Annotated in this window: 22 protein-coding genes; 19 read left to right on the forward strand and 3 right to left on the reverse strand. The window is 63.2% G+C overall.

Annotated features, from left to right (window positions below):
• Nucleotides 1-3: 3 nt before the first annotated feature.
• From plsX to F6S12_RS02735, 18 genes are all read left to right on the forward strand, one after another.
• Nucleotides 4-1014, forward strand: a complete 1011-nt coding sequence (gene plsX, locus F6S12_RS02650) for a phosphate acyltransferase PlsX (protein ID WP_072451636.1) — start codon at nucleotides 4-6, stop codon at nucleotides 1012-1014.
• A gap of 126 nt (nucleotides 1015-1140) precedes the next feature.
• A complete protein-coding gene (gene fabD, locus F6S12_RS02655; protein ID WP_011060117.1) occupies nucleotides 1141-2079 on the forward strand; it encodes an ACP S-malonyltransferase in 939 nt (312 codons plus the stop codon).
• 16 nt (nucleotides 2080-2095) lie between these two features.
• A complete protein-coding gene (gene fabG / locus F6S12_RS02660) occupies nucleotides 2096-2836 on the forward strand; it encodes a 3-oxoacyl-ACP reductase FabG (protein ID WP_015634709.1) in 741 nt (246 codons plus the stop codon).
• Between the two features lie 196 nt (nucleotides 2837-3032).
• Complete coding sequence (acpP, locus tag F6S12_RS02665) at nucleotides 3033-3269, forward strand: acyl carrier protein (protein WP_003175607.1); 237 nt, start codon at nucleotides 3033-3035, stop codon at nucleotides 3267-3269.
• 110 nt (nucleotides 3270-3379) lie between these two features.
• Nucleotides 3380-4624, forward strand: coding sequence for a beta-ketoacyl-ACP synthase II (gene fabF / locus F6S12_RS02670; RefSeq protein WP_011060119.1), 1245 nt, complete (start codon nucleotides 3380-3382; stop codon nucleotides 4622-4624).
• Nucleotides 4624-5439: an aminodeoxychorismate lyase gene (gene pabC / locus F6S12_RS02675; protein WP_161466656.1), complete on the forward strand. Its 816-nt coding sequence runs from the start codon at nucleotides 4624-4626 to the stop codon at nucleotides 5437-5439. Before fabF ends, pabC begins: the two co-directional genes overlap by 1 nt.
• 3 nt (nucleotides 5440-5442) lie before the next feature.
• Nucleotides 5443-6642, forward strand: a complete 1200-nt coding sequence (gene mltG, locus F6S12_RS02680) for an endolytic transglycosylase MltG (protein ID WP_315868695.1) — start codon at nucleotides 5443-5445, stop codon at nucleotides 6640-6642.
• A 19-nt stretch (nucleotides 6643-6661) separates the two neighbouring features.
• Nucleotides 6662-7294, forward strand: a complete 633-nt coding sequence (gene tmk / locus F6S12_RS02685) for a dTMP kinase (RefSeq protein ID WP_011060122.1) — start codon at nucleotides 6662-6664, stop codon at nucleotides 7292-7294.
• Nucleotides 7287-8273, forward strand: a complete 987-nt coding sequence (locus F6S12_RS02690; protein WP_011060123.1) for a DNA polymerase III subunit delta' — start codon at nucleotides 7287-7289, stop codon at nucleotides 8271-8273. The genes tmk and F6S12_RS02690 overlap by 8 nt, the downstream gene beginning before the upstream one ends.
• Nucleotides 8274-8357: 84 nt before the next feature.
• Entirely contained in the window at nucleotides 8358-9143 is a 786-nt protein-coding gene (locus F6S12_RS02695; RefSeq protein ID WP_011060124.1) for a TatD family hydrolase, read from the forward strand.
• A gap of 811 nt (nucleotides 9144-9954) precedes the next feature.
• Entirely contained in the window at nucleotides 9955-10593 is a 639-nt protein-coding gene (locus F6S12_RS02700; RefSeq protein ID WP_011060125.1) for a TetR/AcrR family transcriptional regulator, read from the forward strand.
• Nucleotides 10594-10732: 139 nt separating this feature from the next.
• On the forward strand, nucleotides 10733-11701 hold the full coding sequence (locus tag F6S12_RS02705; RefSeq protein WP_011060126.1) for a GTP 3',8-cyclase MoaA: 969 nt from the start codon (nucleotides 10733-10735) through the stop codon (nucleotides 11699-11701).
• Between the two features lie 100 nt (nucleotides 11702-11801).
• The gene (locus F6S12_RS02710; RefSeq protein ID WP_011060127.1) at nucleotides 11802-12404 is read left to right on the forward strand and encodes a DUF4823 domain-containing protein; all 603 of its coding nucleotides are present in this window, start codon (nucleotides 11802-11804) and stop codon (nucleotides 12402-12404) included.
• Between the two features lie 22 nt (nucleotides 12405-12426).
• Nucleotides 12427-12990, forward strand: coding sequence for a DUF1285 domain-containing protein (locus tag F6S12_RS02715; RefSeq protein WP_123473759.1), 564 nt, complete (start codon nucleotides 12427-12429; stop codon nucleotides 12988-12990).
• Between the two features lie 70 nt (nucleotides 12991-13060).
• Entirely contained in the window at nucleotides 13061-13774 is a 714-nt protein-coding gene (locus tag F6S12_RS02720) for a GntR family transcriptional regulator (protein WP_011060129.1), read from the forward strand.
• Complete coding sequence (locus F6S12_RS02725; protein ID WP_315868696.1) at nucleotides 13771-14769, forward strand: ADP-ribosylglycohydrolase family protein; 999 nt, start codon at nucleotides 13771-13773, stop codon at nucleotides 14767-14769. Before F6S12_RS02720 ends, F6S12_RS02725 begins: the two co-directional genes overlap by 4 nt.
• Nucleotides 14770-14910: 141 nt before the next feature.
• The gene (locus tag F6S12_RS02730) at nucleotides 14911-16377 is read left to right on the forward strand and encodes a purine-cytosine permease family protein (RefSeq protein ID WP_315868697.1); all 1467 of its coding nucleotides are present in this window, start codon (nucleotides 14911-14913) and stop codon (nucleotides 16375-16377) included.
• Nucleotides 16370-17290: a PfkB family carbohydrate kinase gene (locus F6S12_RS02735; RefSeq protein WP_015634716.1), complete on the forward strand. Its 921-nt coding sequence runs from the start codon at nucleotides 16370-16372 to the stop codon at nucleotides 17288-17290. The genes F6S12_RS02730 and F6S12_RS02735 overlap by 8 nt, the downstream gene beginning before the upstream one ends.
• Nucleotides 17291-17316: 26 nt before the next feature.
• Here F6S12_RS02735 and F6S12_RS02740 read toward each other — a convergent pair whose 3' ends face one another.
• The 3 genes from F6S12_RS02740 to F6S12_RS02750 form a co-directional block, all read right to left on the reverse strand.
• Nucleotides 17317-17697: a Rho termination factor N-terminal domain-containing protein gene (locus F6S12_RS02740; RefSeq protein ID WP_019094643.1), complete on the reverse strand. Its 381-nt coding sequence runs from the start codon at nucleotides 17695-17697 to the stop codon at nucleotides 17317-17319.
• A gap of 53 nt (nucleotides 17698-17750) precedes the next feature.
• On the reverse strand, nucleotides 17751-18077 hold the full coding sequence (locus F6S12_RS02745; protein WP_011060134.1) for a hypothetical protein: 327 nt from the start codon (nucleotides 18075-18077) through the stop codon (nucleotides 17751-17753).
• Nucleotides 18078-18161: 84 nt separating this feature from the next.
• On the reverse strand, nucleotides 18162-19379 hold the full coding sequence (locus F6S12_RS02750; RefSeq protein WP_011060135.1) for an MFS transporter: 1218 nt from the start codon (nucleotides 19377-19379) through the stop codon (nucleotides 18162-18164).
• A 211-nt stretch (nucleotides 19380-19590) separates the two neighbouring features.
• Between F6S12_RS02750 and F6S12_RS02755 the strand changes: the two genes are divergently transcribed.
• Nucleotides 19591-20070 carry a GNAT family N-acetyltransferase gene (locus tag F6S12_RS02755; RefSeq protein WP_011060136.1) on the forward strand — a complete coding sequence of 160 codons (480 nt, stop codon included), beginning with the start codon at nucleotides 19591-19593 and terminating at the stop codon, nucleotides 20068-20070.
• Nucleotides 20071-20102: the final 32 nt, after the last annotated feature.

Genomic DNA, 20102 nt, shown 5'->3' on the forward strand with positions numbered 1-20102 from the left:
TCCTTGTCCGCTCAAGTCATCGCGATTGACGCAATGGGCGGGGACTTCGGTCCCCGCAGCATTGTTCAGGCGAGTATTGCTTGTCTGTCTGCTACCCCCTCGCTGCACCTGACCCTGGTTGGTCAACCCTCCCTTCTTGAAGAACTGATTTCCGGTCAAACGGCTGTGGATCGCGCGCGCCTGACGATTACCCCTGCAAGCGAGGTGATCACCATGGACGAAAAGCCTTCCCAGGCCCTGCGGGGCAAGCCGGACTCTTCGATGCGGGTGGCCCTTGAGCTGTTGCGCGATGAGAAGGTCCAGGCCTGCGTCAGTGCCGGTAATACCGGTGCGCTGATGGCGCTGTCGCGTTATGTGCTGAAAACCCTGCCCGGAATCGATCGGCCGGCGATGGTGGCTGCCATCCCGACTCAGCGTGGCTATTGCCAATTGCTGGATCTGGGAGCCAACGTCGATTGCAGTGCCGAGCACCTGTTGCAGTTCGCCATCATGGGCTCGGTTGCGGCGGAAACCCTGGGCATCGTGCGGCCGCGGGTGGCCTTGCTGAATATCGGCACCGAGGACATCAAGGGCAACCAGCAGGTCAAGCTGGCGGCGAGCTTGCTGCAGCAGGCCCGCGGCCTCAACTACATCGGTTTCGTCGAGGGCGATGGGTTGTATCGGGGCGAGGCGGACGTGGTGGTGTGCGACGGTTTTGTCGGCAACATCCTGCTCAAGTCCAGCGAGGGGCTGGCGACCATGATCGCCGCTCGTATAGAAGCCTTGTTCAGGCAGAATCTGCTGTCCCGGGCTGTTGGGGCGCTGGCCTTGCCGCTGATGCGCAGGTTGCAGGCGGATCTGGCGCCGGCGCGGCACAACGGTGCGAGTTTCCTCGGCTTGCAGGGGATCGTGGTGAAGAGCCATGGTTCTGCAGGCGTTCAAGGTTTCCAGAGTGCCATTCAGCGGGCGTTGATCGAGATCCAGGAAGACCTGCCGCGCCGCTTGCATGGGCGTCTTGAAGACTTGTTGCTTTAGGCGTTTTCCCTGTGGAGTGCTTAAATGTGACCGCTCAGTTCAATTGGCCATCCAACTGTCAGTTTCTTGCGTCCACCACGGTGTGACGTCAATTCTCCGACGACAAGATCATTAGGGGCTTGTTACATGTCTGCATCCCTCGCATTCGTCTTTCCAGGACAGGGCTCGCAGTCCCTCGGCATGTTGGCCGAGCTGGGCGCGCAGTACCCACTGATCCTCGATACGTTCAAAGAAGCCTCCGATGCTCTGGGCTACGACCTCTGGGCTCTGACCCAGGAAGGTCCTGCAGAGCTGCTCAATCAAACCGACAAGACCCAGCCGGCCATCCTCACCGCGTCCATCGCCCTGTGGCGTGTATGGCTGGCCGAAGGTGGCGCGCGCCCGGCTTTCGTCGCCGGTCACAGCCTGGGTGAATACAGTGCCCTGGTCGCCGCTGGCAGCCTGACTCTGGGTGAAGCGGCCAAGCTGGTCGAGCGTCGTGGCCAGTTGATGCAGGAAGCCGTGCCGGCAGGGCAGGGCGGCATGGCTGCAATTCTCGGCCTGGAAGATGCCGATGTGGTCGCCGCCTGTGCTGAAGCCGCGCAGGGCGAGGTGGTCAGCGCCGTGAACTACAACTCCCCTGGCCAGGTGGTGATCGCCGGGGCCAAGGCGGCTGTGGATCGCGCCATCGAGGGCTGCAAGGCGCGGGGCGCCAAGCGCGCCATGCCGCTGCCGGTCAGCGTGCCTTCCCACTGTGAGCTGATGCGCCCGGCCGCCGAGCGCTTTGCCGAGTCGATCGCTGCGATCAACTGGCAGGCGCCGCAGATTCCATTGGTACAGAACGTCAGTGCCGCTGTGGCCGCCGACCTGGACACCCTCAAGCGCGACCTGCTGGAGCAGTTGTACAAGCCGGTGCGTTGGGTCGAGTCGGTCCAGACTCTGGCAGCCAATGGCGCCACCGAGCTGGTCGAGTGCGGCCCGGGCAAGGTCCTGGCCGGCCTCAACAAGCGCTGCGCCGAAGGCGTGTCGACCTCTAACCTGAACACCCCAGATGCTTTCGCTGCCGCCCGTGCAGCGTTGGCCTGAACTAGGAGAAGCTTGCATGAGTCTGCAAGGTAAAGTTGCACTGGTGACCGGCGCCAGCCGTGGTATCGGCCAGGCCATCGCGCTTGAGCTGGGGCGTATGGGCGCCACCGTGGTGGGTACCGCCACGTCCGCTTCGGGTGCCGAGCGCATTGCTGCCACCCTCAAGGAAAATGGCATCCAGGGCACCGGCCTTGAGCTGAACGTTACCAGTGACGAGTCCGTGGCTGCAGTCCTGGCCAGCATCGCCGAGCAGTTCGGTGCGCCGGCGATCCTGGTGAACAACGCCGGCATCACTCGCGACAACCTGATGATGCGCATGAAAGATGACGAATGGTACGACGTGGTCGATACCAACCTGAACAGCCTGTATCGCCTGTCCAAGGGCGTTCTGCGTGGCATGACCAAGGCTCGTTGGGGCCGAATTATCAGTATTGGCTCGGTTGTGGGTGCCATGGGCAACGCAGGCCAAGTAAACTACGCGGCCGCCAAGGCCGGTCTCGAAGGTTTCAGCCGTGCCCTGGCCCGTGAAGTGGGTTCGCGGTCGATCACGGTGAACTCGGTTGCTCCAGGTTTTATCGACACCGATATGACCCGCGAACTGCCGGAAGCGCAGCGTGAAGCACTGCTGACGCAAATTCCGCTGGGTCGTCTGGGCCAGGCTCAAGAGATCGCGCAAGTGGTCGCTTTTCTGGCATCCGACGGTGCGGCATACGTTACTGGGGCTACAATCCCGGTCAACGGCGGGATGTATATGTGAGTCAAATGTGACGGATTGCTTCAAAAAAATGTCATACGAGCTGTCTAAAATCCGTTATAAAGCTGCAATCAATTTATAGGCAGATGGCCAAAGGGTTTGAGGGACAAAGCTTTCAGTTGAAAAGCTGAAAAGCCTTTCTATACACTTACCCACTGGCCAGCTGCCTGAATTTGTCCATTAGGAGTGAAAACAAGGTATGAGCACCATCGAAGAGCGCGTCAAGAAAATCGTTGCTGAGCAACTGGGCGTTAAAGAAGAAGAAGTTGTTAACACCGCTTCCTTCGTTGAAGACCTGGGTGCCGACTCCCTTGACACCGTTGAGCTGGTGATGGCTCTGGAAGAGGAATTCGAGACCGAAATCCCTGACGAAGAAGCTGAAAAGATCACTACCGTTCAAGCAGCTATCGACTACGTTACCAGCCACCAGGCTTAATCGTTTGTAGTCGTCTTTTGCTGTCATGGAAAAACCGCACTGCCGTTACGGCGTGCGGTTTTTTCTTTAGGCCTGATACAAAGTGTCGTCATTAGAAAAAGGAGAGTGCTGTGTCGCGTAGACGCGTCGTAGTCACCGGTATGGGTATGTTGTCGCCACTGGGTACGGATGTGCCAAGCAGCTGGCAGGGCATTCTGGCTGGCCAAAGTGGCATCGGTCTGATCGAACACACCGACCTTTCTGCCTATTCCACCCGTTTTGGCGGCTCGGTAAAGGGCTTCAATGTCGAGGAATACCTGTCGGTCAAAGAGGCCCGCAAACTCGACCTGTTCATTCAATACGGCCTGGCAGCCGGTTTCCAGGCGGTACGCAACGCCGGTCTGGAAGTCACCGATGCCAACCGTGAACGCATCGGCGTGGCCATGGGCTCGGGTATTGGCGGTTTGACCAATATCGAGGAAACCAGCCGCATCCTGCACGATTCCGGCCCACGACGGATTTCTCCGTTCTTCGTGCCTGGCTCGATCATCAACATGATTTCCGGTTTCCTGTCCATCCACTTGGGCGCCCAGGGGCCGAACTACGCCATTTCCACTGCGTGCACCACCGGTACCCACTGCATCGGCATGGCTGCGCGCAACATCGCCTACGGCGAAGCCGACGTGATGATCGCCGGCGGTGCTGAAATGGCTGCCTGTGGCCTGGGCATGGGCGGCTTCGGCGCGTCCCGTGCACTGTCGACCCGCAACGACGAGCCGACCCGCGCCAGCCGTCCCTGGGACAAGGGGCGTGATGGCTTCGTCCTGTCCGACGGCGCCGGCGCCCTGGTTCTGGAAGAGCTGGAGCACGCCAAGGCTCGTGGGGCCACCATCTATGCGGAGCTGATCGGCTTCGGCATGAGCGGTGACGCCTATCACATGACGTCGCCTCCCGCCGATGGTGCCGGTGCTGCGCGCTGCATCGCCAATGCCCTGCGCGACGCCAAGCTCAACGTGGACCAGGTGCAGTACATCAACGCCCATGGCACTTCGACCCCGGCCGGCGACCTGGCCGAGGCCGAAGCGATCAAGAGCGTGTTCGGCGATCACGCCTACAAGCTGGCGGTCAGTTCCACCAAGTCCATGACGGGTCACCTGCTGGGTGCCGCGGGGGCGATCGAGGCGATCTTCAGTGTGCTGGCAATCAACAGCCAGGCCGCGCCGCCCACCATCAACCTGGATGAGCCGGATGAAGGCTGCGATCTCGATTTCGTGCCGCACACCGCGCGCAGCATGGACATCGACGTAGTGCTGTCCAACTCCTTCGGTTTTGGTGGCACCAACGGCTCCTTGGTGTTCCGCCGGTTCTCCGAGTGATGCACAGCTGGGTCGACGGTCAGCCGGCTGACGCACTGTCGCTCAAGGACCGCGGCCTGGCTTACGGTGATGGTCTGTTCGAGACCATTGCCGTCAAATCCGGGCGCCCGCAGTTGCTGGAGCGGCATCTGCAGCGTTTGGCCGAAGGATGCCGTCGCCTGGCGCTGACGGCGGATCAAGCCCTGATCCGCAGTGAGCTGCAGGCTTATGCGGCGGCTTTGGGGGAGGGTGTGCTCAAGCTGATCCTGACCCGGGGCGACAGCCAGCGCGGCTATGCCGCCGATCCTGCAACCGCTGCACGGCGGATTCTCCAGGGCTCCGCATTGCCGGTGTATCCCCCGGCCCATGCCGAGCAAGGCATTCGTCTGTTTCCCTGTACCACGCGCCTGGCCGAGCAGCCGCTGCTGGCCGGCCTCAAGCACCTCAATCGTCTGGAGCAGGTTCTGGCTCGTGCCGAGTGGCGTGATACCGAGCATGCCGAAGGCTTGATGCGAGATACCTCTGGGCGAGTTATCGAAGGCGTGTTCAGCAACCTGTTCCTGGTCAGCCAGGGGCGGCTGCTGACGGCTGACCTGGGGCGCTGCGGCGTGGCCGGGGTGATGCGCGCTGAAATACTGTTTCAGGCCGAGTCATTGGGCATCCCCGCGCAAGTCGGGGATATCAGTCTCGATCAACTGCAACAGGCTGATGAAGTCTTTGTCTGCAACAGTGTCTATGGCGTCTGGCCAGTGCTTGGCTGTGCCGGGATGAGCTGGTCGGCGGGTGCGCTCACCCGTAAACTGCAGGGCATTACCCGCGCACTACTGGATGCTTGATTCGTGAGACGTAAATTACTGCTCCTGCTGGAAACCGGACTGGTCCTGGCAGGACTGCTGTTGGGTGCGAGTGCCTGGAAACTGCACTCGGCCCTGGAACAACCGCTGAACCTGAGCCAGGAACAGTTGCTCGATGTTCCCGCCGGCTCGACGCCCACCGGCACCTTCAATCGTCTGCAAGCCGAGGGTGTGCTCGATGATGCCTTCTGGCTGCGCCTGTACTGGCGCTTCAATATGGCGGGCCAGCCTCTGCACAGCGGCGAGTACCGCATGACCCCAGGCATGACCGCCGAAGGCCTGATCGGCCTCTGGCAGCGCGGTGAGGTGGTGCAGTACAGCCTGACCCTGGTGGAAGGCTGGAATTTCCGCCAGGTACGCAGCGCCCTGGCCAAGAGCGAAAAATTGCAGCAGACCCTGACGGGGCTTAGCGACAGTCAGGTGATGGAAAAGCTCGGGCATCCCGGGGTTTTCCCTGAAGGGCGTTTCTTCCCTGACACCTATCGTTTCGTTCGGGGCATGACCGACGCCGAACTCCTGGAAAAAGCCTACGACCGCCTGGACGATGTGCTGGCCAAGGAGTGGAGCAAGCGTGCCGACGATGCGCCTTACAGCGATCCTTATCAGGCGCTGATCATGGCCTCGCTGGTGGAGAAGGAAACCGGCGTACCCCAGGAGCGTGGGCAGATCGCAGGCGTGTTCGTGCGTCGCATGCAGATTGGCATGCTGCTGCAGACCGATCCTACGGTGATCTACGGCCTCGGTGAGCGTTACGCCGGCAAGTTGACCCGGGCTCATCTCAAGGAAGCCACGCCCTATAACACCTACGTGATTGCCGGCCTGCCGCCGACGCCGATCGCCATGGTCGGACGCGAGGCGATCCACGCCGCCCTCAACCCGGTGCCCGGCAAGAGCCTGTATTTTGTCGCGCGGGGCGACGGCAGCCATGTGTTCTCCGATGACCTGGATGCCCACAACAGCGCGGTGCGCGAGTTTCAGCTCAAGCGTCGCGCCGACTACCGTTCCAGCCCGGCCCCAGCCGCCACGCCAGCGGTTCCCGAAGCGGCAGGTCCGGTGCCGGAGACGCCTGCAACCCCTGGCCCGGAGACGGCTCCGGCAAGCGCCCCGCAAGCTGCGCCCGAGCCGCCTGCGACTCCGGCTCCTGCCGAGCCTGTGCCCGAGCCCGCGGCGAAAAGCCCGCAATGACATTGATTAAGGACTGCCCGTGACTGGCTTGTTTATTACCCTGGAAGGCCCGGAAGGCGCGGGCAAAAGCACCAATCGCGAGTACCTCGCCGAGCGCCTGCGCGCTGCGGGGATCGAGGTGCTGTTGACCCGTGAGCCTGGTGGCACGCCGCTGGCCGAGCGGATTCGCGATGTACTGCTGACCCCGGTGGAAGAGGTCATGAATGCCGACACCGAGCTGTTGCTGGTGTTCGCCGCGCGTGCCCAGCACCTGGCAACGGTGATTCGCCCGGCCCTGGAGCGCGGTGCGGTGGTGCTGTGCGACCGTTTCACCGACTCCACCTACGCCTACCAGGGCGCGGGCCGCGGCCTGAGCCTTGCGCGCATTGCTGCGCTGGAGGATTTCGTCCAGGGCGAGTTGCGCCCCGACCTGACCCTGGTCTTCGACCTGCCGGTGGATGTCGGCCTGGCGCGAGCCAGTGCCCGTGGCCGGCTGGATCGCTTCGAGCAGGAAGGCCAGGCCTTCTTCCAGAAGGTTCGCGAAGCCTTCCTGGCCCGCGCCGCAGCGGCGCCGCAGCGTTATGTGCTGGTGGATGCGGCGCAGCCCCTGGCCCAGGTCCAGCAGTCCCTGGACAGCTTGTTGCCGCAATTGCTGGAGCGCGCCCGTGGCTGAAGTCTTCCCCTGGCAGGACAGCCTCTGGCAGCAATTGGCGGGGCGTACCCAGCATGCCCATGCCTACCTGTTGCATGGCCCAGCGGGTATCGGCAAGCGGGCCCTGGCCGAGCGGCTGATGGCGCGCTTGCTGTGCCAGCGCCCGGAAGGCCTGGACGCCTGTGGTCAATGCAAGTCCTGCCTGTTGCTGCTGGCCGGCAGCCACCCGGACAACTACGTGCTGGAGCCGGAGGAAGCGGACAAGGCGATCAAGGTCGACCAGGTCCGCGAACTGGTGAGCTTCGTGGTCCAGACCGCCCAGTTGGGGGGGCGCAAGGTGGTGCTGATCGAGCCGGTGGAGTCGATGAATATCAACGCCGCCAACGCCCTGCTCAAGAGTCTCGAGGAGCCTTCCGGCAACACTGTGCTGTTGCTGGTAAGCCACCAGCCCAGCCGGTTGTTGCCCACGATCAAGAGCCGTTGCGTGCAGCAGGCCTGCCCGCTGCCCAGCGAGGCCATGAGCCTTGAGTGGCTGGCCCAGGCCCTGCCTGATTGCTCCGAGGAGGAGCGGGTGGAGCTCTTGACCCTGGCTGCCGGTTCGCCGCTGGCAGCGGTCAGCCTGCAGGCCCAGGGTGTTCGCGAGCAGCGGGCGCAAGTGGTGGAAGGGGTGAAGAAGCTGCTGAAACAGCAGCAGTCGCCCACGCAACTGGCCGAATCCTGGAGTGCCATTCCCTTGTTGCTGCTGTTCGACTGGTTCTGCGACTGGTCGAACCTGGTCCTGCGCTATCAACTGACCCAGGATGAGCAGGGACTGGGCCTGCAAGACATGCGCAAGGTGCTGCAATACCTGGCGCAGAAGTCCGCCCAGGCCAAGGTGCTGAACATCCAGGACTGGATCCTCGCCCAGCGCCAGAAGGTCCTGAGCAAGGCCAACCTCAACCGCGTGCTGTTGCTGGAAGCCTTGCTGGTGCAGTGGGCGGCCCTGCCTACCCAGAATTGACCCGCAGCGCCTAGACTCAGCGTTGTTTCCGCCCGGGCGCCACAACCCGGGCCTTTCATTGATCGGATGTAGTTGTAGCCTCCTATGCTCGTAGATTCCCATTGCCACCTTGACCGCCTCGACCTCGCCGCTCATGACGGCTCCCTGGATGCCGCGCTGGCTGCCGCCCGCCAGCGGGGGGTAGGGCACTTCCTGTGCATCGGTGTCAGCGCCGACAACGCGGCGGACGTCAAGGCCCTGGCCGATCGTTATGACGATGTCGACTGCTCGGTGGGCGTGCATCCGCTGGATGTGCAGCCCGGCGCAGCGCCGGCCCTGGACTGGCTGCTGGATGAACTGAATCACCCCCGGGTAGTGGCCATTGGCGAGACTGGCCTGGACTATCACTACGAGCCGGAAGCCGCCGAGCTGCAGCAGGAATCCTTCCGCCTGCACCTGCAGGCCGCCCAGCAGACCGGCAAACCGGTGGTGGTGCACACCCGCGGCGCCCGCGCCGACACCCTGGCACTGCTGCGCGAGGCGGCATTGCCCAATGCCGGTGTGCTGCATTGCTTCACCGAAGACTGGGAAATGGCCAAGGCGGCCCTGGACCTGGGTTTCTATATTTCCCTCTCGGGGATTGTCACCTTCCGCAATGCCGATGCCCTGCGGGACGTGGCCCGACAGGTGCCGGCCGACCGCCTGCTGGTGGAGACCGATTCGCCTTACCTGGCGCCGATCCCCTATCGCGGCAAGCCCAACCTGCCGCAGTACGTGCGCGAGGTGGCGGAGTTCCTGGCGATGCTGCGGGGCGAAAGCTATGAAGCCTTTGCCCAGCAGACCACGGCCAACTTCAAGCGTCTGTTCCCCTTGGCGCGGGTCAAGGGCTGAGCCTGGGTCGCACGGTGCACTGGCGCTGAATGGCGGGCAAAAAAAACCCGGGTTCTGGGGGGTGAATCCGGGTTAAGACCATTAGGAGTAAAACTAAGGCACGCGGTCCTTCGGTACCTTGATCGGCGTTTCACTTGGGGGAGATGTCCCGCCGACAGTTGAAGTATTGATCACTATTGCATTCAGTCCAGTTGCCCCTGCTCGTTTTTTAAACAAATTTGGAATACGCGCGCTTCGCTTGAGTTCTCATTTGGGTTGCCTGTATCGCAGTTTTCGACTCGATCGCTGAATATCATCTGATTTTTAGCCGATAAGACTAAAAATAGCCGCATTTTCCTGAAAGTTGCCTACATAATCTGTTGCAGTTTGCTGTACCTGCCCGGCTGGCAGTTATCAACGCCATCGATACTTTCGGATTATTCTTCCGCTCTTCTAGGGCTTCTCTGATGCTGTGGGACGGCAGTTGCATTGGCCCCCACTGAGCGACGAATCAGCCGGGCAATGATGGAATTGCGACTTATCGAGGTCTTTGCGTCGCACGCAGGGCGTGGGGCAATCCAGGGTACTGGTTGCGGGAAAAACCAGACTTCGCGGTCTGATCCGGAGCTTGGCGGCTGTGGAAGTTTGCTATTTGAACCCTGGCCCGGCCCCGTATTCACGGGATTTCCCTGGCTTTTGGCGCCTGTCTGGAAGGTTCTGACGGGGCGGCTTTTGCGCCAGAAACACCAGCAACGATGGATGATCCGTGCATTTTGGCGCAAGTTAGGCATAATACGCGGCTTCGATTTTGACCCCGAACAGACCTTTTCTTATGCAGAAAGAACCTCGTAAGGTCCGTGAGTTTCGTCGCCGCGAGCAAGAAATTCTCGATACCGCGCTCAAGCTGTTCCTCGAACAAGGTGAAGACAGTGTCACCGTCGAGATGATTGCGGATGCCGTGGGTATCGGCAAAGGGACCATCTATAAGCATTTCAAGTCCAAGGCGGAGATCTACCTGCGCCTGATGCTCGACTACGAGCGCGACCTGAACGAGCTGCTGCACTCGGCCGACGTCGACAAGGACAAGGAAGCCCTGTCCCGGGCCTACTTCGAATTCCGCATGCGTGACCCGCAGCGCTATCGGTTGTTCGACCGCCTGGAAGAGAAGGTGGTCAAGGGCAACCAGGTGCCGGAGATGGTCGAGGAACTGCACAAGATCCGCGCGTCCAACTTCGAGCGCCTGACCCTGCTGATCAAGGGTCGCATCAGTGAAGGCAAGCTTGAAGACGTGCCGCCATACTTCCACTACTGTGCCTCGTGGGCACTGGTGCATGGTGCGGTTGCGCTGTACCACTCGCCGTTCTGGAGCAATGTGCTGGAAGATCAGGAAGGCTTCTTCCAGTTCCTGATGGACATCGGTGTGCGCATGGGCAACAAGCGCAAGCGCGACCCCGACACCTCGAACAGCTAAGGCATTCAGCCGCTGTATTGCGCCATCGACAAACTGTATGGCGCAGTGTCCGAGGAATATACTCAGGCATGGGACTTGCCAAAACCTGATTTTTGGGTCAGGTTTTGCCCGGTTCTCCCTTCCTACGCCGGAGTCATCCATGATCGTTGATCGTCAAGGCAGGCGCTTTCGCAACTTGCGGATCAGTCTGACGTCTGCCTGCAACTACGCCTGTACCTACTGCGTGCCCAACGGCAAGCGGCTGGTGGCTGCCCAGGATGAGTTGTCGGCCGAGGCAATGGCTCGCGGCGTGGCGTACCTGATGGAAGCGGCGGGCATCGAGCGCTTGCGCATCACCGGTGGCGAACCCCTGGTCAGTCCCAAGCTGGAAGCCTTCATGGGCGCGGTGGGGCGCATGGGGCTGGACGACATCAGCCTGACCACCAATGGCCAATTGCTTGCGCGCAAGCTGCCGTTGCTGGTGGAGGCCGGTATCCGCCGGATCAACGTTTCCCTCGATACCCTGGATGCGACGGCCTTTCGCAGCATTGCCCGTGGCGGCGACCTGGCCACGGTGCTCGATGGCATGCAGCAAGCCCGCAGTGCCGGTTTGAAGATCAAGGTCAACATGGTGCCGTTGCGCGGGCAGAACCTGGATCAGGTGATGCCGTTGCTGGATTACTGCCTGGAACGGGGTTACGAGCTGCGTTTCATCGAGCTGATGCGCATGGGCCACCTGGCCAATGATGGCAACGCTTTCCTGCAGCAGTTTGTCAGCCTGCAACAGTTGCTGGACCTGATCGGCCAGCGCTACGAATACCTTCAGGCCGATGCGCCGGTGGATGCTACCGCGGTGCGCTACGCCATTCCCGGGCACGGTCATTTCGGCGTGATCGCCAACGAAAGCGTGCCGTTCTGCCGCACCTGCTCGCGTTTGCGGCTGTCCTCCACGGGCTGGCTGCACGGCTGCCTTTCTTCGAGCAATCGTCACTATGTCGGCGACCTGCTGGACAAGCCGCGCCATCAGGCTCTGCCGGCCTTGCAGCGGCTGCTGGTCAAGGCCTTGGGGGACAAGCAGGAGCTGGCCTTTTCCGGTGGAGCCACGGTGATGAAGATCATTGGCGGCTGAGGTGCTTTGCCGACGAATTCCCTTCCTTGGCGGAGCTGGCGCGGAAGCTGCATCCCGTGGCCATTCGCCGGTTTTCCGTCACCGGATTTTGGAGGGTAGGATGCGTAGCCTGGTTTTGCTGCTGGCCTTTTTGGCACTCGGCGGCTGCATGAATGTCAGTGATATGGGCGAAGGGGTGCGCTATCACCTGAGTGATGCGGGGGTGCTCGATCACAGTGATACACGCCGCACCAGCTCGTTCCGCATTCAGCCGGATTCGTTCATTTTCATTGCCCAGGGGCATTTCGTACCGCCGGGTGGCGCTTATCCGCGGCCCAACGTGGTAGCCGAGGAAGCCTTCAACGGCTTTGTCGAGTATTTCCCCATGGTGCGTCGGGCCAAGGCGCCCGAGGGCCTGAATGAAGCCATGGCCGAAGCCCGGGAAGCGGGGGCGCACTATCTGCTCTACGCCCGTTTCGCCAAGGCCGATGACCGTATCGGTAACTCTGACGAGTGGCTGGATCAGGAAGCCGTGGACCGCCTAGGGGTGGATACCAGTACCATCCAGATCATGTTGATCGAAACCAGTACCCAGTACCTGATCGATTCCGCGCGGATTCGCAGCCGTGGCGGTTTACTGACGTTCCACGACAACAAGCCACAGGATCTGCTTGGTCCGCCGTTGCAGCAATACGCGCGCGGCCTGCTGGGCCTGAGCGACTGATTGATTGAGGGAGGAGAGCGGTATGAGTGGTCCAGGCAAGGCCAACGACCTGTTGGCGCAGATTCCCAAGGCTGAAAAAGGCCTGCCGCCGGTCCACCTGTGGAACCCCGACTTCTGCGGCGATATCGACATGCGCATCGCCCGCGACGGCACCTGGTATTACCTGGGTACGCCGATCGGCCGCAAACCCATGGTCAAGCTGTTCTCCACCATCATTCGCCGCGATGGCGATGACTATTTCCTCATCACTCCGGTGGAGAAGGTCGGCATCAAGGTCGATGACGCACCCTTCGTCGCCGTGACCCTGGAGGTCGAAGGGCAGGGCGAGGCTCAGGTGCTGCGCTTTTCTACCAACGTCGAGGAGCAGGTGGTCGCCAATGACGAGCACCCGCTGCGGGTGGTGATCGACTCCCTGACCCAGGAACCGGCGCCTTACATCCTGGTTCGACACAATCTTGAAGCGCTGATCCATCGCAACGTCTTCTACCAACTGGTGGAGCTGGCGCAGACCCGCCAGATCGACGGCCAGAATTGGCTGGGGGTGTGGAGTTGCGGGGTGTTCTTTCCCATTGGTCTTGAACCCTGACGGGCGTTTCAGACGGCTGTAAGAAGATATTTCTTGCTCTGGCTCGGGCCTTTCATGTATCAAGCCGGACATGATCAAACATGTCCGATTCGATAAGAAAACAAGGGTGGTCGACGAGTTGATCCGGCGTATTGAAAGCGGCCTGTTGGAGGACGGCTTTCAACTGCCGGGCGAGCATCAGTTGGCCGAAGAATTCGGTGTCAGCCGTGGCACCTTGCGCGAGGCCCTGGCCGAGCTCAAGCGGCGCAACTACATCGCCACGCAAAGCGGCGTAGGCTCCATCGTCACCTTCGACGGTGTTGCCCTGGATCAGCATCATGGCTGGGCCCAGGCCCTGGCCGACAGCGGTGCGCTGGTCAACACCGAGGTGCTGCGCCTGGAGGCGATCCAGCGCCCGGACCTCAAGCATCGCCTGGGCACCGACCAGTTCATCGCCCTCGATCGCCGGCGCCGCAGCACCGATGGCCGGGTGCTGTCCCTGGAGCGCTCTCTGATCCCGGCTTCCGGCGAGCTGGAAGGCCTGCCTCGGGTCGGCCTGATCGATGATTCCCTGACCATTACCCTGGCCGCCTACGGCTATATCGGCGAGCGCGGCGATCAGTGGATCGGCGCCGAGCCCTTGAATGCTGAAGATGCCCAATTGCTCGGACGTGCGCCGGGCGAAGTCTTCCTCAAGGCCCTGCGTACCACCTACGACCGCCAGGGGCGCTTTATGGAGCAGGTCGAAAGCCTGCTGGACCCGCAGCATTTTCGCATGCACCTGCAGTTCGGAGAGCCGCGGTGAATGCATTGCAGCGCGCCCTGGGCGCCTTCTACGGGCTGGCCCTGGGCGATGCGCTGGGCATGCCGACCCAATCCTTGAGCCGGGAACAGATCCAGCAGCGCTTCGGCGTCATCCGCACCCTGGAGGACGCCGGCCCGGACCAGCCGATTGCCGCGAACATGCCCCGGGGCTCCATTACCGACGATACCGAGCAGGCGATCCTGGTGGCTCGCCTGTTGGTCCGGGGGCAGGGCCGGATCGCTCCGGCGGCCCTGGCCCAGAGCCTGATCGAGTGGGAGGCGCAGATGCAGGCCAAGGGTTCCCAGGATCTGCTGGGGCCTTCCACCAAACGCGCCATTGAAATGATCCTCGCCGGGGAGTCCGTTGAAGAGGCGGGCCGCTATGGCACCACCAATGGCGCCGCCATGCGCATCACGCCGGTGGGCATCGCCGCCGATGTGGCTCGGCCCGAGACGTTTCTGCAGGCGGTGGTCGAGGCCTGCCAGGTGACGCACAACACCAGCCTGGGCATTGCCAGCGCGGCGGCGGTGGCGGCGGTGGTGTCCGCCGGAATCAACGGCCAGCCTCTGGCCGAAGCCTTGGCACTTGGTGTGCAGGTCGCCCGGCAGGCCCAGGCCCAGGGGCACTGGGTAGCGGGTGCCACCATCGGTGCTCGCTTGGACTGGACCAGCACCCTGCGTGTCGACGGCGACCGGGAAGGCTTTGCGCGGATGCTCTACGAGCTGATCGGCACCTCGGTGGCTTCCCAGGAATCGGTGGTGGTGAGTTTCGCCCTGGCCCGACAAGTGGCCCTGGGGCAATTGCCGGCCTTCGAGGCACTGTGCATAGCCGCGGGCCTTGGGGGCGACACCGATACTATCGCGGCGATTCTCGGTGCCATGCTCGGCGCTTGCCTGGGGATGGAGATCTGGCCTGGCGAACTGATCGGGCAGGTGCGAAAGGTCAATGAGCTGGACCTGCAGCCTCTGGTGGAACAGCTGCTGGCGCTGCGTTGAGCCACCTTTAAGGTACAGGCCGCGGTGTGCGGCCATGTTGCCGATCGCTATGGAAAGCTATGACACGGCCAGGAATGCCGGGATGTTCTGTGACTTCCGAAATTGCCCAATACCCCTAACAACGGCAACAGGAGTTTTATCATGAGTTCATCCACGGCCGGATCAGGCGCCGGGCAACTGGAAACCCGCGGTATCGAGCCGGTTCCCGAGGCAGAGTGCGACGGGCACCCGCTGCAGCTGTTCTGGGTCTGGTTCGCGGCCAACATCAGTATTCTCGGCCTGCCCCTGGGGGCGACTCTGGTGGCGTTTCGCGGTTTGTCGATCTGGCAGGTGCTGCTGGTGGCCATCCTGGGGTCGGTGGGGTCGTTCGCCGTGGTCGGCCTGATCTCGGTAGCCGGCCGGCGCGGGCGGGCGCCGAGCCTGACCCTGTCCCGGGCAATCTTCGGGGTGCGGGGCAATATCGGCCCGACCCTGGTGTCGATGCTTTCACGGGTTGGCTGGGAGACGGTCAATACCACCACGGCGGCCTTCGTCCTGCTGTCCCTGAGCTCGATCCTGTTCCAGACCCCGGCCTCGGCCAAGGATGCGCCGCTGCTGACCCTGCTGTTCATCGGCATCTTCGTGCTGATGACCCTGAGCGTCTCCGGCCTGGGCCACGCCACCTTGCTGGTCATCCAGAAGTGGGCCACCTACGGCTTTGGTGCCCTGAACGTGCTGGTGGGCGGTTTCCTCTGCGCCACCATCGACTGGGCGGCGGTCTTCAATGCCGCGCCGGCCCCCATGAGCGCGATGATCATCGGCGTCGGCACCATGGCCGCCGGGACCGGGATTGGCTGGGCCAGTTCCGGGGCCGATATGTCGCGTTATCAGCACCGTTCGGTAACGGCCGGGCGCCTGGTGGCTTCGGCGGCGTTTGGCGCCGGCATTCCGCTGGTGTTGCTGATTACCCTGGGCGGATTGCTGTCGGTGGGCAACGACCACCTGGCCTCGGCAGTGGACCCGATCATCGCGATCCGCGACATGCTGCCGACCTGGATGGCGGTGCCCTACCTGGTCGCGGCCTTTGGCGGCCTGCTGCTGTCCAACAACCTCTCTGTGTATTCCGCCGGCCTCACCGCGCTGACCCTGGGCCTCAAGGTCAAGCGGGTCTATGCGGTGCTGGTGGATATCGTGGCGATCTTCCTCGGCTCGATCTATTTCATGCTGATTGCCGACAGCTTCTATGGCCCTTTCATCAGCTTCATCTCCCTGCTGGCGGTGCCGATCACCGCCTGGGTGGGGATCTTCGTGGTGGACCTGATCCCTCGTCATCACTACAGCGCCGATGACCTGCTCAACGTCGGCCCGAGCAGCGCCTACTGGTACCGGGGCGGCATCGAATGGCGAGCCTTTGGCGCCTGGGTGCTGGCGATTGTGCTGGGCTTCTGTTTCACCACCATCGGCACCACTGCCGAAGACGTCTGGTTCACCGGGCCCCTGGCAGATTCCTGGCTGGGGCATAACGGCCTGGGCTGGATCGTCACCTTCCTGGTGGCCGGCGGCGGTTACGCTCTACTGGGCGGTGCCCGGGACCGGCGCGCGGCCTTTGTCGAGAACGCCAATGCCTAGGTTGCTGCACACCGGCCAGGTGATAGTCGACCTGGTGATGGCGGTAGAGCGCCTGCCGGCCTCCGGAGGCGATGTGCTCGCGCAATCTGCGGGCTTCGAGGCCGGTGGCGGCTTCAACGTGATGGCCGCCGCGGCGCGCAACGGGTTGCCGGTGGTCTACCTCGGGCGCCACGGGCAGGGGCGCTTTGGCGACCTGGCGCGGGCGGCGATGCAGGGCGAAGGCATACAGATGAGCCTGGAGCCCGGCAGGGGGGCTGATACCGGTCTGTGCGTGGCCCTGACCGAAGCCTCTGCTGAACGCACCTTCATTTCCCATATCGGCGCCGAGGGCGAATTGTCGGCCGAGGATCTGGCCCGGGTCCGGGTGGAGGCGGGGGATTACCTCTATGTCAGCGGCTACAGCCTGTTGCAGGAGTGCAAGGCACGGGCCCTGCTGGACTGGTTGCTGGCGCTGCCTCGTTCGATCCCATTGATGTTCGACCCGGGGCCGTTGGCCGGTTCGGCAGATTCACCCTTGATGGCGGCGCTGTTGCCACGGATCGACATCTGGAGCAGCAACCGCGCCGAGGCATTGCAATTGACCGGTACTTCGCAGATTGCCCAGGCGCTGGCGCAGCTCGAAAGCTGGTTGTCACCTGCGGCGTTGCTGGTGCTGCGTGATGGCCCCCGCGGCTGTTGGGTCAGCCGCCAGGGGCAGGCGGTGCAGGTGCCGGGGTTCAAGGTGGAGGCGGTGGACAGCAACGGTGCCGGTGATGCCCACGCCGGGGTCTTGGTCGCCGGGCTCGCAGCGGGCCTTGAGCCGCTGATGGCGGCTCGTCGGGCGAACGCCGCGGCGGCGATTGCCGTCACCCGGCGTGGCCCGGCCACCGCTCCGGGCAGTGCCGAAGTGGATGCCTTGCTGGCGCGCGGCTGAGTCAGCGGCGAGCAGTTGGCCGCCGGTCAGCCGGCCTTGCTCAAGGCTTCGATCAGCTCCTGCTTGCGCATGCGCGAGCGTCCCGGAATCTTCTTCGCCCGAGCTTCGCGCATCAGGCTGTCCTTGCTCTGGGTGCCCAGGGATGCCGCGCTGTTGCGGGCATGCCCGTGGCGTGTGGCCACTGCGCGCCGGGCCGACTCGCTGCGGGCCCGGGCTTTGTCTGCGGGGCTTTTGTCCCGACCGGAGCCACCCGCCCGTTCACCGCCACCGGACTGTTTGTTCACCGTGGCCCAGGCCCGTGCTTCGGCCTGCTCCGGCGAGAGCCCGCGTTCTTCGTAGCTGGCTTCGATGGCCGCGGCCTTGCGGCGCTGGGCCAGGGTGTATTTGGCTTTGCTTCCTCGAGTCATGACATCTCTCCTCAAGGCCCTGGCGCACAGGGCCTGCTGGATTGAACCGGCGGTTACTGGCTGCTGCCTTCAGAACCTGAGCCGCCGGTGGTGGTTTTCGAGCCGGTACCGGTCTTGCCACTGTCGGGTGTGCTGGAGTCCATGGTGCCGACACCGCCCTGGCGGCCGTTGTCGTTGCCCTGAATGCGCGGGTCGGTCCCGGTCGCCGGTGGCAATGAGCCTTCGTCCATGGCCGGTGGGTTGATGTTGATCTTCGGCGTGCCCTGGGTGGCCGGGGATTTCGGGCCTTCAACCGGGTTGGTCGGGCCGGTGGCGCCGGCCAGGGCAGCAGTGGACAGCAGCCCGGCCAGGGCCAGGGCGCAGAGTTGGACCTTGATCATGGTGTCGCCTCCATTCGTTAGAGTCGTTACCTGATATTGGTCCGCTGCCGGGGCCGGTTGGTGCCTGATGATCGACGAACGGTGTTATGCACCGGCTGCCATACGCCAGTGGCCCAGGCGCCGCCAGCCCAGGCGGCCAAGGCTGATCAGCCAGTTCAGCAACGCCACGCCGAGCACCGTGAACAGCAGCGCCTGGATGCCGGCTTCGACGATGATCCGCCCGGCCAGCCAGGGAAAACCGAAGACCCCGATGAAGTACGACAGGCTGAACAGCAGCAACGCCTGGGAGGTGCAGCCGGCTGGTGCTTCGTTGGCCGCCAGGCCGTTGATCACCGAGTAGGTCAGGCCATAGCCCACCCCCAGGGTCACGGCAGCCAGCAGGTAGCTGGCGCTGCTGTCGACAGCAAATAAAAAGAGCAGGATCGACACCAGCATCAGCCCCGAGAGCAGGCAGGCAGCACGATAGGGATCGCGCTTGACCACGATCCCGGCGATCAGCAGGCGGCTGGCGATGGCGGCGCTCATGAAGCCGAGGAAGAACAGCGAGTAGTCGACGCCGCGGGAGGGGCCGTAGCTGGTCTGGAAGCTCGACAGGCCGCCGAATACGCAACCTCCCAGGCCCACCATGAGAATCGGCCAGACGGCGCGGGAGGACAGCACCTGCGCGGTGCCAGCCCAGGTGATGCCAGCCGCCGAGGTGCCCAGGTGGTTGGCCTGCTGGCGCAGCCGGCCGCCCAGCCGCCAGAAGATCAGCACACCCAGCAGGCTGGCACCGGCGGCGATCAGAAAGGCGCTGGTCAGTGGGTAGCCCAGGGCACTGGCCAGGCGCCCCAGCAAGGGGCCGGAGCCGATGCCGGTCATCATGCTGCCCGACAGCAATGCGAAGTAGCGGGCCCGTTGCGCAGGCTCCACCAGCATCGCCACGATGATCGGCCCCAGGGTATAGAACACCCCCCAGCCCAGGCCCAGGGTCAGGCCGAAGAACAGCAGGCCGGGGCCGACCCCCGGGGTCAGGGCAAAGCCCAGGCTGGCCACCGCCAGTAGGCAGCCGAACACTGCCACCGAGCGCGCGGCGCCGAGGCGGTCCGAGAGGTGCCCGGAGCCGATCACCGCAACAAAGGTGCTGAGCATGGCTGTGGAAATCACCGTGCCGGCATCGTGTTCATTGCCGCCACGGCTGCCGATCAGCAGCGACAGGAGAAAGGTCGAGCCGTAGGACAGCGACAGCAGGTAGCTGCCCAGGCAGAACAGGCCGAATAACGGGGCCGAGACCCGGGACTGCTGCGGGGTGCACGCCGACATGAAAGTGCCTCTTTATGCTTGAAGTCATGTCGGGCTTTCTAACATGGCGCCTCCTGGTGTTTGTTGTGTTCCTGCAGGCCTCAGGGTTAGTCGGCAGCGGAGTAAGTGCCGTGCGCAAGGAGCTGGGCCGGGGGGCTTGGCATAAATGGTCGTGCATGTATTTCTGCTGCCGTTCTAATATGGCCGCCTGATTCCAACAAGAGAGCCGTCGATGACCGTAGAAATCCGTCCTGCACTGCCCAGCGATGCCCCGCAGATTCTTGCGTTCATCACCGAACTTGCCGATTACGAGCGGGCCCGCCATGAAGTGATCGCCAGTGTCGCCGATATCGAACGCAGCCTGTTCAGCGAGGGGGCCACGGCCCATGGCCTGATCTGCCTGCGCGAAGGCGTGCCGATCGGCTTTGCGGTGTTCTTCTTCAGTTATTCCACTTGGCTGGGCAGCAACTGCCTGTACCTGGAGGACCTTTACATCACTCCGGAACAACGGGGCGGCGGGGCGGGCAAGCAACTGCTGCGACATCTGGCGCAGATCGCCTGTGACAATGATTGCGGGCGCTTCGAATGGAGCGTGCTGGAGTGGAACGAGCCGGCGATCCAGTTCTACAAGTCCCTGGGCGCCCAGCCTCAGGAGGAATGGGTCAAGTACCGCATGGATGGCGAAGTGCTGCGCGCCTTTGCTCGCGGCTGACCTCCGCTGGCTCGTGGAGGAGCCGGCGTGCC

The sequence above is a fragment of the Pseudomonas sp. JV245A genome (assembly GCF_032424515.1).
Classification (GTDB): Bacteria; Pseudomonadota; Gammaproteobacteria; order Pseudomonadales; family Pseudomonadaceae; genus Aquipseudomonas; species Aquipseudomonas protegens.

Coding starts and splice junctions, on each gene's coding strand:
- pabC (WP_161466656.1), top strand. CDS start 4,624: ATGCACAGCTGGGTCGACGGTCAGCCGGCTGACGCACTGTCGCTCAAG.
- acpP (WP_003175607.1), top strand. CDS start 3,033: ATGAGCACCATCGAAGAGCGCGTCAAGAAAATCGTTGCTGAGCAACTG.
- F6S12_RS02700 (WP_011060125.1), top strand. CDS start 9,955: ATGCAGAAAGAACCTCGTAAGGTCCGTGAGTTTCGTCGCCGCGAGCAA.
- F6S12_RS02720 (WP_011060129.1), top strand. CDS start 13,061: ATGATCAAACATGTCCGATTCGATAAGAAAACAAGGGTGGTCGACGAG.
- F6S12_RS02710 (WP_011060127.1), top strand. CDS start 11,802: ATGCGTAGCCTGGTTTTGCTGCTGGCCTTTTTGGCACTCGGCGGCTGC.
- F6S12_RS02705 (WP_011060126.1), top strand. CDS start 10,733: ATGATCGTTGATCGTCAAGGCAGGCGCTTTCGCAACTTGCGGATCAGT.
- F6S12_RS02750 (WP_011060135.1), bottom strand. CDS start 19,379: ATGTCGGCGTGCACCCCGCAGCAGTCCCGGGTCTCGGCCCCGTTATTC.
- F6S12_RS02730 (WP_315868697.1), top strand. CDS start 14,911: ATGAGTTCATCCACGGCCGGATCAGGCGCCGGGCAACTGGAAACCCGC.
- F6S12_RS02715 (WP_123473759.1), top strand. CDS start 12,427: ATGAGTGGTCCAGGCAAGGCCAACGACCTGTTGGCGCAGATTCCCAAG.
- F6S12_RS02740 (WP_019094643.1), bottom strand. CDS start 17,697: ATGACTCGAGGAAGCAAAGCCAAATACACCCTGGCCCAGCGCCGCAAG.
- fabD (WP_011060117.1), top strand. CDS start 1,141: ATGTCTGCATCCCTCGCATTCGTCTTTCCAGGACAGGGCTCGCAGTCC.
- F6S12_RS02745 (WP_011060134.1), bottom strand. CDS start 18,077: ATGATCAAGGTCCAACTCTGCGCCCTGGCCCTGGCCGGGCTGCTGTCC.
- fabG (WP_015634709.1), top strand. CDS start 2,096: ATGAGTCTGCAAGGTAAAGTTGCACTGGTGACCGGCGCCAGCCGTGGT.
- F6S12_RS02695 (WP_011060124.1), top strand. CDS start 8,358: ATGCTCGTAGATTCCCATTGCCACCTTGACCGCCTCGACCTCGCCGCT.
- F6S12_RS02755 (WP_011060136.1), top strand. CDS start 19,591: ATGACCGTAGAAATCCGTCCTGCACTGCCCAGCGATGCCCCGCAGATT.
- F6S12_RS02735 (WP_015634716.1), top strand. CDS start 16,370: ATGCCTAGGTTGCTGCACACCGGCCAGGTGATAGTCGACCTGGTGATG.